Origin of the sequence: Wenxinia saemankumensis (assembly GCF_900141735.1) — a bacterium.
GTDB classification, from domain to species: Bacteria; Pseudomonadota; Alphaproteobacteria; order Rhodobacterales; family Rhodobacteraceae; genus Wenxinia; species Wenxinia saemankumensis.
On sequence record NZ_FQYO01000008.1, the window covers coordinates 1 to 11,018 of the forward strand.

General features: G+C 69.4%; 12 protein-coding genes. 9 read left to right on the plus strand and 3 right to left on the minus strand.

The genetic code is table 11. From position 1 onward, the window contains the following. A partial coding sequence (locus tag BUE30_RS16555; protein ID WP_139300603.1) for a DMT family transporter occupies positions 1–519 on the plus strand: 519 nt, incomplete at its 5' end. 284 nt (positions 520–803) lie between these two features. Here the strand turns inward: BUE30_RS16555 and BUE30_RS16560 are convergent. Next, a complete protein-coding gene (locus BUE30_RS16560; protein WP_073334140.1) occupies positions 804–1,829 on the minus strand; it encodes a LacI family DNA-binding transcriptional regulator in 1,026 nt (341 codons plus the stop codon). A 22-nt stretch (positions 1,830–1,851) separates the two neighbouring features. Continuing rightward, complete coding sequence (locus BUE30_RS16565; RefSeq protein ID WP_073334143.1) at positions 1,852–2,661, minus strand: aldo/keto reductase; 810 nt, start codon at positions 2,659–2,661, stop codon at positions 1,852–1,854. Positions 2,662–2,806: 145 nt separating this feature from the next. Here BUE30_RS16565 and BUE30_RS16570 point away from each other — a divergent pair, with 145 nt between their 5' ends. From BUE30_RS16570 to BUE30_RS16605, 8 genes are all read left to right on the plus strand, one after another. Further along, positions 2,807–3,697 carry a carbohydrate ABC transporter permease gene (locus BUE30_RS16570; protein ID WP_073334146.1) on the plus strand — a complete coding sequence of 297 codons (891 nt, stop codon included), beginning with the start codon at positions 2,807–2,809 and terminating at the stop codon, positions 3,695–3,697. Next, complete coding sequence (locus BUE30_RS16575; protein ID WP_073334149.1) at positions 3,694–4,620, plus strand: carbohydrate ABC transporter permease; 927 nt, start codon at positions 3,694–3,696, stop codon at positions 4,618–4,620. Before BUE30_RS16570 ends, BUE30_RS16575 begins: the two co-directional genes overlap by 4 nt. 4 nt (positions 4,621–4,624) lie before the next feature. Beyond that, a complete protein-coding gene (locus tag BUE30_RS16580; RefSeq protein WP_073334152.1) occupies positions 4,625–5,725 on the plus strand; it encodes an ABC transporter ATP-binding protein in 1,101 nt (366 codons plus the stop codon). Positions 5,726–5,784: 59 nt separating this feature from the next. Beyond that, on the plus strand, positions 5,785–7,035 hold the full coding sequence (locus BUE30_RS16585) for an ABC transporter substrate-binding protein (RefSeq protein WP_073334155.1): 1,251 nt from the start codon (positions 5,785–5,787) through the stop codon (positions 7,033–7,035). A gap of 91 nt (positions 7,036–7,126) precedes the next feature. Next, positions 7,127–7,612, plus strand: a complete 486-nt coding sequence (locus BUE30_RS16590) for a VOC family protein (protein ID WP_244526396.1) — start codon at positions 7,127–7,129, stop codon at positions 7,610–7,612. Continuing rightward, the gene (locus BUE30_RS16595; protein ID WP_073334157.1) at positions 7,609–8,382 is read left to right on the plus strand and encodes a sugar phosphate isomerase/epimerase family protein; all 774 of its coding nucleotides are present in this window, start codon (positions 7,609–7,611) and stop codon (positions 8,380–8,382) included. The genes BUE30_RS16590 and BUE30_RS16595 overlap by 4 nt, the downstream gene beginning before the upstream one ends. Positions 8,383–8,397: 15 nt before the next feature. After that, positions 8,398–8,946: a hypothetical protein gene (locus tag BUE30_RS16600; protein WP_073334160.1), complete on the plus strand. Its 549-nt coding sequence runs from the start codon at positions 8,398–8,400 to the stop codon at positions 8,944–8,946. Between the two features lie 95 nt (positions 8,947–9,041). Beyond that, positions 9,042–9,464, plus strand: a complete 423-nt coding sequence (locus BUE30_RS16605; protein WP_073334163.1) for a VOC family protein — start codon at positions 9,042–9,044, stop codon at positions 9,462–9,464. A 363-nt stretch (positions 9,465–9,827) separates the two neighbouring features. Here the strand turns inward: BUE30_RS16605 and BUE30_RS16610 are convergent, their stop codons facing one another. Next, positions 9,828–10,955 (minus strand): zinc ABC transporter substrate-binding protein, encoded by a 1,128-nt coding sequence (locus BUE30_RS16610; RefSeq protein WP_073334166.1) that lies wholly within the window; start codon positions 10,953–10,955, stop codon positions 9,828–9,830. Between the last annotated feature and the right edge of the window lie 63 nt (positions 10,956–11,018).

Below are 11,018 nucleotides of genomic sequence, written 5' to 3' on the forward strand. Positions count from 1 at the left end.
TGGGGCGCGGTCGCGCTGGGGCTGGCGGGCGTGCTGGTGATCGTGCGGCCGGGGACGGGCGACTTCTCGGCGCTGTCGATCCTGGCGGTGCTGGGGATGATCGGTTTCGCCGGCCGCGACCTGGCCAGCCGGGCGGCGCCGCGCTCGCTCGCCGTGCCGGTTCTGGGCTTCTGGGGCTTCGTCGCGGTGCTGGCCGCGGGGGCCCTTGTCTGGGCCTGGGAGGGGACGCCGCCGGTGCACCCCGGCGGGGCCGCCGCCGCCTGCCTCATGGGGGCGGCGCTGATCGGCGCCTTCGCCTATTCGGCACTGATGCGCGCGATGCGGACCGGCGACGTCTCGGCCGTCACCCCGTTCCGCTACCTGCGCCTGCCCTTCGGCGCGGGCCTCGGCATCGCGCTCTTCGGCGAGAGCCCGGGCTGGCCGATGCTGGTCGGCTCGGCGCTGATCGTCCTGTCGGGGCTTATCATCATCCGCCGGGGCGGAACGAGGGCGGCGGCGCGGCAGGGCGGACGGGCCTGAGCGGGCGGCAGTGGGCTTACGGACAAGCGAGCGCCGGCAAGTGGGGCATATGACAGCCCTGCGGGCGGCTGGCGACTTCCCGGCGGTCGGGCGCGGGAGGGCGCGAGGCATGCGCACCCGCGGGGCCGACACGATCCATCTGGGGACGGCAGGAGCCCGGGGCACCGCCGGGCCGGGCGTGCCGGTGACGGCTCACCGGGGGGGGGGGTATTTCGATCCGTTCGGGTCTCGGCCCGGGCCCGATCCCCCGGCCCGGGAAGGGGCCCGTCCGGCCTCGGCGCGCCTCAGGCGGGACGGTTGCCGGTGTGGCCCCGCCGAGCGGCGATGCTGCTCCGGATCACCAGCTCGGGCTTGAGAACGATCCGCCGCCCTGCATCCGTGCCCGAGTCGATCCGCTCGATGATGAGGCCGGCGGCCGCCTGCGCGATGTCCTCCGCCGGGTAGTTCACGCTCGAGAGCGGGGGCGCCGCCGCCTCGGCGTATTCGACGTTGTCGTAGCCGAAGACCGAGACCTCGGAGGGGACGTCGATGCCGTTCTCCTGGCACCAGCGCAGGCCGCCCATCGCGATCCGGTCGGTGGAGGCGAGGACCGCGGTGGGCGGATCGGGCAGCGTCATCAGCTGCCCCATCGCCGCGTATCCCTGCGAGATCCCGTGGCCGCCGGGGCCGACGATCAGCGCGGGGTCGATGGCGATGCCGGCCTCTCCCAGGGCCTGCCGGTAGCCGTCGATCTTCTCGGAATTGCCCGTGGCGCGGTCGCTGTCGATCAGGCCGATGCGCTCGTGTCCGAGGGCGATCAGGTGCCGCGCCGCCAGGGCGCTGCCGTGCTGCTCGTCGATGGTCACGACGTCGAGCCCCTCGACCTCCTTGCCGGCCAGCAGGACGACCGGCATGCCGGAGGCGGCGAGCCGGCGGATCCCGTCGAGGTGACGGCGGTGATTGGGATAGACGAGCACCCCGTCCACCTGCCGCGACCGGAAGGTCGCGAGCGCCCGCTCCTCCTCGGCGCCGTCGCCGTTGGAGGCGGCGAGGAGGGTGACGTAGCCCCTGGCCTTCAGCTCGATCTCGAGTTTCTGGGCGACCTGGGTCAGGACGGGACTCGTCATGTCGGTCAGCAGCAGGCCCACGGTCATGTTGCGCCGCGTGACAAGCGCCTGGGCGGCATGGTTCGGCGTGTAGTCGAGGGCGCGCGCGGATTCGAGGATGCGCTCGCGGGTGCTCTGCCCGACGCGGGGGGACCCGCGCAGCGCCAGCGAGACCGTGTTGACCGAGACCCCGGTCCGCTCCGCGATGTCCTTGAGTGTCGCCACCTGGATCCCCCTGCCGCGGGGGTCAGTCCCAGTCGGGCCCCCAATCCGGGTCGATGCTGCGCTGGCCCCGGTCGAGCCCCTCGATCCGGTCTATCTCACCTTCGGACAGCTGAATGTCTAGCGCCCGGAAGTTCGACCTGATCCGCTCGGCCTTGCCGGATGTCGGAATGGCCGCGTAGCCGCGCGACAGCTCGAAGGCGAGCGCGATCTGTTCGGGGGTGGCCCCATGCGTTTCGGCGATCTGCCGCATCACCGGATCCTCGCCGATCCGGCCATGGGCGATCGGCTGGTAGCAGGTGACGATGACGCCGCGGGCGGTGCAGTGATCGGCCAGCGTCCGATTGCGGAAGAGGGGATTGAGCTCGACCTGATTGGTGAGGATCGGCACCCCGCCGAGGATGTCCAGCGCCTCGTCCAGGAGCGCGGTGGTAAAGTTCGACACGCCGATATGGCGGGCGAGACCGCGCGCGCGCGCTTCTGCCAGTTGCGGGATGTAGTCGGAGAGCGGCCGCTCGCCGTTCGGGGCCGGCCAGTGGATCAGGGCGAGGTCGACATGGTCGAGGCCCAGCGTCTCGCAGCTGCGCTCGAGGGAGGGGACGAGCGCGCCGGGTCCGAAGTTGGCGGGCGTCACCTTGGTGGTGACGAACACCTCGTCGCGCGGCAGTCCGGACCGGCGGATCGCCGCGCCGACCTCGGCCTCGGTCCCGTAATCCTGCGCGGTATCGAGATGGCGATAGCCCGTCTCGAGCGCGCAGCCGATGGCGTCGATCCCCTCGTCGCCCTTGCGGTCGTAGGTGCCGAAGCCCAGCCGCGGCATGTCCGTTCCCTGCATCCGTCGTCCTCCCCGCGCGGGGCCGCGCCGCGGCCCGCATTTGCTGTTGACGCATCGCGAATCCTACCTCAGTATTAACGTTAATACAACGCGGCACGAGCGTTGCGGTGCGGGGCCGAGGAGGGCCCGGCACGAGGGAGGAGCCATGACGATCCGCTGGACGCGGATCGCCCCGCAGATCGCGCTGACGCCCGCCCTGGCGGTGACGGCAGTCGCGTTCGTCGGGTCGATCCTGTGGACGATCTACCTGTCCTTCACCCGGTCCCGCCGGGTGCCGGACTACGCCATCGACTGGACCGAATGGACCCGGCAATACGACCGGCTGTTCCAGGACGCGGGCTGGTCCACCGCGCTGTGGAACCTCATCACGCTGGGGCTCGGCTCGGCGCTTGCCATCGTGTTCGGCTTCGTCCTGGCCGCGATGATCGACCGCGAGAAGCGCGGCGAGGCGCTGTTCCGCACCGTCTTCCTCTATCCGCTCGCGGTGTCGCTGATCGTGACCGGCGTGGCCTGGCGCTGGATCCTCAACCCCACGATGGGGCTCGAGGCGACGCTGCACCGCTGGGGCTGGACGGGCGTCGACTTCAACTGGCTCGCCCAGGGCGACACGGCGATGTACGCGATCATCCTCGCGTCGATCTGGCAATCCTCGGGATTCTACATGGCGCTGATGATCGCGGGGCTGAAGTCGATCAATTCCGAGATCTGGTCGGCCGCCCGTCTCGACGGCGTGAGCCTGCCGCGCCTCTACATCGAGATCATCATCCCGATGATGAAGTTCACCTTCCTGACCTGCGCGATCCTGCTCTCGCTCGGCGTGATCAAGGCCTACGACATCGTCCTGGCCATGACGAACGGGGGGCCGGGGCAATCCACCTGGGTGCCGGCCTACTTCGTGATCAACGCGCTGAGCCAGAAGCAGAATCTCGGCTATGCCAGCGCCGCGGCGGTGATGATGCTGGGGATCACGCTGCTCGTCTTCCTGCCGCTGGTGCTGCTCACCGCCTGGCAGAACCGCCGGAGAGAGGCGCAATGACCCAGCTCGACGTCACCGAGGCCGCCGCCGGCGCCACCGTCATCCGCGGCCGGGCCCGCGCCCGCCGCCGCCGGGGCCTGACCGGCCGGTCGATCGCCGTCCTCGTCTTCCTGACCATGTGCGCGCTCTTCTTCTGCGTGCCGCTCTACGTGGTCCTGACGACCTCGCTGAAGACGATGGAGGAGATCCGCCAGGGCCAGATCTTCGCCCTGCCGGAGACCTGGACCTTCGAGGCCTGGAACTTCGCCTGGAACGAGGCCTGCTCGGGCATCACCTGCGAGGGGCTGAAGGTCGGCTTCTGGAATTCCGTCCGCATCCTGGTGCCGTCGCTGATCCTGTCCATCAGCCTCGCCATGGTGACGGGCTACGCCCTGGCCCTGTGGGAGGTGCGATGGGCGGGGACCTTCCTGTTCCTGCTGTTCCTCTGCGCCTTCGTGCCGCTGCAGATCATCATGTTCCCGCTGATCGCGATCACCCGGACGATGGGGGTGTACGGGACGATCATGGGGGTGGCGGTCGTCCATTCGGTCATGGCGATGCCGGTGCTGACGCTGATCTTCCGCAACTTCTACAAGGACATCCCGCGCGAGATCATGAACGCCGCGATCATGGATTCGGGATCGTTCTGGAAGATCTTCGTCGAGATCATCCTGCCGATGTCGGGCAACATCCTGATCGTCGTGCTGATCCTGCAGATCACCAACGTCTGGAACGACTATCTCGTCGGCGTGACCTTCGGCGGGTTCAACACCCAGCCGATGACCGTGAACCTGGCCAACATGGTCACCGTCTCCACCGGCACCGCCACCTACAACGTCGACATGGCGGCCGCGCTGCTGACCGCGATCCCCCCGCTCGTCATCTACTTCATGGTGGGCAAGTTCTTCGTCGCCGGCATCACGGCCGGCGCCATCAAGGGATAGACCGATGCCCCGCGTTTCCTTCGAGCATATCGTCAAGTCCTATGGCGGGCTGAACGTCCTGGACGACCTCAATCTCAGCGTCGAGCATGGCGAGTTCCTGGTCCTGCTCGGCCCGTCGGGCTGCGGCAAGACCACGCTGCTCAACCTTCTCGCCGGGCTGACCGACGTGACCGACGGCCGGATCATGATCGGGGACCGCGACGTCACCGACCTCGACCCCAAGGACCGGGGGCTGGCGATGGTGTTCCAGTCCTACGCGCTCTACCCGACGAAGTCGGTGCGCGGGAACCTCAAGTTCGGGCTGTCGGCGGCGAAGCTGCCGCGCGAGGAGGTGGCCCGCCGGGTCGACTGGGCGGCCAAGCTGCTGCAGATCGAGCCGCTGATGGACCGCCGGCCGAGCCAGCTCTCGGGCGGGCAGCGCCAGCGCGTCGCCATCGGCCGGGCGCTGGTCAAGCACGCGGACGTGCTGCTCTTCGACGAGCCGCTCTCGAATCTCGACGCCAAGCTGCGGACCGAGATGCGGCTCGAGATCATGCGCCTCCACGACGAGCTGAACCCAACGGTCGTCTACGTCACCCACGACCAGATCGAGGCGATGACGATGGCGACGCGCATCGCGGTGATGAACGGCGGGGTCATCCAGCAGTTCGGCACTCCGGACGAGGTCTACGAGAGGCCCGCCAACCTCTTCGTCGCGGGCTTCATCGGCGCGCCGGCGATGAACCTGCGGCAGGGCCGCATCGCCAAGGCGGACGGGGGGGTGGCCGGCGTGTTCGACACCGGCGAGCGCATCGCCCTCGACGATTACGCCTTCGCCCGCGCGCCGCAAGAGGGCGCGCCGATCGTGATCGGCCTGCGGCCAGAGCATTTCGGCGCCCCGAACGCGCCGCTGGACGGGGCGGCGGGGCGCTTCGAGCTGCCGCTGCAGCATACCGAGCGGACGGGATCGGACGCGACCGGCTACCTGCACTGGGGCGACGGCCTTCTCTCGCACCGGGTGGAACCGGGCGACGCCGCCCGCCTGCGCCCCGGCGACACCATCAGCGTGGCCTTCCCGAGGGGAAAGGCGAACCTGTTCGACGCCGCTTCGGGAGAGCGGCTCTGACGATCGGTGCCGCCCCGGGCGGGGCGGCGGTGACTTCATCGAAAGGGAGGAGACCCAAGATGACGACCAAGACCCGACTGACCGGCCTCGCCGCGGCGTTGCTCTGCGGCACGGCCCTCGCCCCGGCTGCCATGGCCGAGGACGTGATCGTCTTCCACAACTGGTCCTCGGGGCCGGAAGTGGCGGCGCTGAACGTCCTCAAGGACGATTTCGAGGCGATGGGCCACACCTGGACCGACATCGCGATCCCGCACGATACCGGATCGAACGTGAGCCTGCTGAACCTCGTGACGGGAGGCAACCCGCCGAACGTCTTCCTCGAATCCAGCCCCGGCTTCTACCGGGATCTGGCCGACATGGGGCTCGCCCGGCCCCTGACCGACTGGTACGAGGAGAACGGCTATCTCGAGCATCTGCCCTCGTCGGTGATCGAGAGCATCACCGTCGACGGCGAGATCATGAAGATCCCGACCGCGATCCATATCGACGGCATGGTCTACTACAACATGGACGTGGCCGAGCAGGTCGGCGTCGACCCCGAGAGCTGGGGCAGCCTCGAGGACATGTTCGCCGACTTCGACACGATCCGCGAGGCGGGCGTGGTCCCCATCGCGCTGGGCGCGCAGCAATGGCAGATCGGCTATCTCGCCCATGCCATCGCCGCCTCCGTGGCGGGACCGGAGTTCTACAACGCCATCTACGGCGGCGAGGTGAACCCCGAGATGATCGACAGCGAGGAGATGCGTCTCACGCTCGACTGGCTGCGGCGGTTCCAGCAGGCCGCCGACGAGGGCTCGGTCAACCGCGACTGGAACGTGACCACGAACATGGTCATCACCGGCGACGCGCTGATGCAGATCCACGGCGACTGGATGAAGGGCGAATGGAGCGCCGCAGGCCTGACCGCCGGCGAGGATTTCGGCTGCATGCAGATCCCCGGCGCCATGGCCGTGCCGGTGACCGTCGATGCCTGGGGCATCCTCGGCGACCAGTCCGAGGAGATGGACGCGGCCGAGCTCGACTTCGCGTCCGTGGTTCTCGACCCCGAGGTGCAGGCGCGGTTCGCGGCCGAGAAGGGCTCCACCCCCGTCCGGCTCGACGCGGCCGGCGAGATCGACGCCTGCAGCCAGGCGGTCCTCGGCTATCTCGAGGATCCCGAGCACCAGGTGGCGAACCCGCACACGATGGTCGACGCCGACTGGCAATCCTCGCTCTGGGACGTGCTCTTCAACTACTGGAGCAACCCGGACATGACCGCCGACGAGGCGATCGAGCAGATGCAGACGAACTACGATCTGATCCTGGGCTGACGTCCCGGATCCTGCGCCGGGCGGCGTCCTCCCATCGCCGCCCGGCCTTCACTCCCTGCCGCCCCCTGCGGCCGCCACGATTGGACCTTCCATGATCGACAAACGACTGCTCGACGAGGACGAGGTGATGCAGATCTGCTTCGTCACCCACGATGCCGAGAAATCCGCCCGCTGGTTCGCCGACCTCACCGGCAAGGAGATGCCCCCCGAGGGCAGGGCCGCCGATCCGGACGAGGCGCAGGCGATCTACGACGGCCAGCCGGCGCGGGTCGGCTGCACCATCCGCATGTTCGCCTTCGGCAACATCGACGTGGAATTCCTGCAGCCCGGCCCCGAGAAGAGCGCCTGGCGCGACCTGCTGGAGGAGAAGGGCCCCGGCTGCCACCACATCGCGTTCCGCACGCGGAACCTGACGAAGCGCAACGCCTATCTCGAGGAGAAGGGGCACCGCCTGCTGCAGCGTGGCGAGTTCGACGGCAGCCACGGCCGCTACGCCTATTACGACACGGTCAAGGATCTCGGCGTGATGGTCGAGCTGCTGGAATTCGACAAGGACAAGGAGCCGCAGGGCGCATGAGCTATCCCCTGGCCTACCAGCTCTATTCCTCGCGCAACTTCCCGCCCCTCGAGGACCAGCTGCCCGAACTGGCGGCGATGGGCTACGACGCGATCGAGCCCTGGCTGCCGGCCTACGAGGCCGACCCGGCCGCGTTCGGCCGCGCGGTCCGTGCGGCGGGAATGCGGATCATCGGCTTCCACATGCCCCTCGACGGCCTCGCCGCCGATCCCGGGCGCTGGTGCGACATCGCCGAGGAGATGGGGGCGCGTGTCCTGATCCCGCCCTTCGTCCCGGCGGAGGAGCGGCGGGACACCGCCGATTTCTGGCGCGGCGTGGGCGAGACGCTGGCCCGCGGCGCCGACGTGGCGGCGGAGCGGGGCCTGACGGTCGCCTGGCACAACCACGATTTCGAATATGCGGCGCTGCCCGACGGCACGCGGCCCATCGACCACATCCTCGGCGCCGGCGATGCGGTGAAGTTCGAGATCGACATCGGCTGGATCGTCCGGGGCGGCGCCGACCCGGCCGAGGAGCTGCGCCGCTACGCGGGCCGCATCGTCGCGATCCAGCTGAAGGACACGGCCGGCCCGGACGGGATGGGAGCCGAGGATGGCTGGCGGGCCACTGGCGACGGGATCATCGACTGGGACGCGCTGGTGCCGGCGATGCGCGCGAGCGCCGCAACCCATGTCGTGGCCGAGCATGACAACCCCGCCGACTGGCGGGCCTTCGCCGCACGCTCGGCCGACCACATGCGGCGGCTCGGCCTCGTGGCCGGGGCTGCCTGACAAGGAGACGATCCGATGGAGACCGAACGCCATACGTCGCGCCCGCAGGGGCACGTGCCCAACAGCCGCTTTCCGTTGCTGATCCACCGCGGCGCGATCCCGGGCGGTGGCGCCGGGAGGGTCCGCGACGTCTTCCGCCGCAATGGCTGGACGAACAACTGGGAGTATCCCGGCATCTACGACTACGCCCATTTCCACTCGACAACCCATGAATGCCTGGGCGTCGCGCGGGGTTGGATCGAGCTCGACCTGTCGGTCTCCGGCGGCATCCGCGTCCGGCTGGAGGTCGGCGACGTCGTCGTGATGCCGGCCGGCGTGTCCCACGCGATGGTCGACGGCGGGGACGACGTGCTCTTCGTCGGCGGCTATCCCGACGGCCGCGACTGGGACAACATGCGCGGCGACCGCCTCGACGACCTCGCGGCGCGAGAGGCGGCGAAGCGGATCATGATGCTGCCGATCCCTGCCCGCGACCCGGTCACGGGAGAGGCGATGCAGGACTGGATCGACGCGCCGTCGAGCGTCGATGTCGGCCTGAACGCGTTCCGCGACGGCCTGGGGTGACGCCGCCCCAAGCCGGCCCATCTGCAATGGCCTGCCGGCCCGGTCCGCGCGACCGGTCGTGCGGTCGAACTTTTTGACAACGACAGGAGGCCGCGATGGCCCTGAAGCTCAAGCAACTCGCCCATGTCTGCATCTTCGCGCGCGACGTCGAGGAGACTCGCCGCTTCTACGAGGACGTGCTCGGCATGAAGACCGTCTTCAACTTCACCCGCGAGGGCCGTCTGTTCGGCTTCTACCTCGATGCCGGAAACCGCACCTTCGTCGAGGTGTTCGAGAACGGCTCGGCCGAATACAGCGGGAAGAACCAGATCAATCACATGTGCCTCGAGGTCGAGGACCTTGCCGAAGCGGTCGCCCATATCCGCGCGCAGGGGATCGAGCCGACCGAGCCCAAGAAGGCGGTCGACGAGACCTGGCAGGCCTGGATCGACGATCCGAACGGCGTGAAGATCGAACTCTTCCAGTATACGGACGCGAGCGCACAGTTCGCCGGAGGCGACCGCGTGGCCGACTGGTAGGACGGTCCGCCGCGCGGGAAGGGGGGGCGACGCCCCGGCATCCGACCACCCCCGCCGGTCGCCGCCCCGATGGTAACGGCTGCCGCGCCGCCTCCGGCATCGGAGGCGCGCCAACGGAGCCGGGGCAGCCGGGGCGGCAATGGAGGCGCCTGGCGCCCCGTCGGTTACCGTGATGGCAAAACGGACCGGCGCCCGGAGAATCGACCGGCTCCTTCATCGTCCTGGTGAACATGGTGGGCCGGGACCGGCGGGGGAACCCGCTCCGACGCGGGCCGGTCGATCCCGCCGGGGTGCCGGGCCGGGCCGGTGTCGGCTGGCCGATGCCCCCCGCCCGAACGGCGGGGGAGGAGGGCAGGCGGGGCGTCAGGACGACGCGCAACCGGCGATGCTCTCGCCGATGGACCGGATCAGCGCCGGGTAGAAACCCGGTCCCGTCTCCAGCTCGAAGCCGAGAGGGTCGATCACCGCGGCCCGGGCTTCGGTTCCGTCCGAGACCGTGGCCACGAGGCTCTGGCTGAATTGCGGCTCGGAGTAGATGCAGGCGACCCCGAGGTCGCGGATCGTCTCCTGCACCTCCTCGATCCGGGCGGGGCTCGGGTCCGAGGCGTCGCTCAGCGAGATCGCCCCCGCCGCCGAGATGCCGAACCGGTTCTCGAAGTAGTGGTAGGCGTCGTGGAAGACGACGAAGCCGACCCCGCCGGCCGCGGACAGCGTCTCTTCGACATCGGCGACCGCCGCGGCGATCTCCTCACGTCCCGCCGCGGCATTGTCGCGGTAGGTCTGCGCGTTCTCGGGATCGAGCGCCGACAGCTCCTCGGCGATCACGTCCAGCCAGATCCCGGCATTCCCGGGATCGAGCCAGGCATGGGGATCGATGCCCTCGTGGCTGTGACCGGCATGGTCGTGATCCTCGTCCACGGCATGGTCCGCATGCGCCCCGTCCCCCTGCGATTCCACGTGCGCGGCCCCCTCCGCGTGATCGCTGCCATGATCCCCGTCGGCGTGGTCGTCCTCGGCATGGGCGTGGTCGCCCTCCGCCTCGTCCTCGTGTCCCGGGTGATCCCCAGCGTCGTGGTCGTGGTCGTGGCCGGCGTCGTCGCCGTGCTCATGGTCGTGACCCTCGAAGGTCGCGCCCTCGCGGAATTCCAGGGTGGTGATGCCCTCGACATCGAGCAGCTCGACGACCCGCGCATCCGTCGCCAGCGCCCCGATCGACTCCTCCAGCCACGGCTCGAGCTCGGCGCCGATCCAGAAGACGGCATCCGCCTCCTGCAGCGCGCGCGCCTCGGACGGACGCATCGCGTATTCGTGCGGCGATGCGCCCGGGGTCACGACGAGGTCGGGAGTCCCGAGGCCGTCCATGACGCGGGCGGCAAGCCCGTGGACCGGCGCGATGTCGGTCGCGACGCGCGGCACCTCCGCCGGCGCGGTACTCGCCGCGGCGATCGCAAGGGCGCTGCAGGCGAGGCCCCTTCCCAAGCTCGTGGACATCCCGTGCTCCTGTGATTAGATAACATATCGTTCGAGTAACCGTAACGATATACTATAGCAACC

Excerpts from the sequence above, each read along its gene's own strand:
- BUE30_RS16565 (WP_073334143.1), bottom strand. The coding sequence starts at position 2,661 with ATGCAGGGAACGGACATGCCGCGGCTGGGCTTCGGCACCTACGACCGC.
- BUE30_RS16570 (WP_073334146.1), top strand. The coding sequence starts at position 2,807 with ATGACGATCCGCTGGACGCGGATCGCCCCGCAGATCGCGCTGACGCCC.
- BUE30_RS16575 (WP_073334149.1), top strand. The coding sequence starts at position 3,694 with ATGACCCAGCTCGACGTCACCGAGGCCGCCGCCGGCGCCACCGTCATC.
- BUE30_RS16580 (WP_073334152.1), top strand. The coding sequence starts at position 4,625 with ATGCCCCGCGTTTCCTTCGAGCATATCGTCAAGTCCTATGGCGGGCTG.
- BUE30_RS16585 (WP_073334155.1), top strand. The coding sequence starts at position 5,785 with ATGACGACCAAGACCCGACTGACCGGCCTCGCCGCGGCGTTGCTCTGC.
- BUE30_RS16590 (WP_244526396.1), top strand. The coding sequence starts at position 7,127 with ATGATCGACAAACGACTGCTCGACGAGGACGAGGTGATGCAGATCTGC.
- BUE30_RS16595 (WP_073334157.1), top strand. The coding sequence starts at position 7,609 with ATGAGCTATCCCCTGGCCTACCAGCTCTATTCCTCGCGCAACTTCCCG.
- BUE30_RS16600 (WP_073334160.1), top strand. The coding sequence starts at position 8,398 with ATGGAGACCGAACGCCATACGTCGCGCCCGCAGGGGCACGTGCCCAAC.
- BUE30_RS16605 (WP_073334163.1), top strand. The coding sequence starts at position 9,042 with ATGGCCCTGAAGCTCAAGCAACTCGCCCATGTCTGCATCTTCGCGCGC.
- BUE30_RS16610 (WP_073334166.1), bottom strand. The coding sequence starts at position 10,955 with ATGTCCACGAGCTTGGGAAGGGGCCTCGCCTGCAGCGCCCTTGCGATC.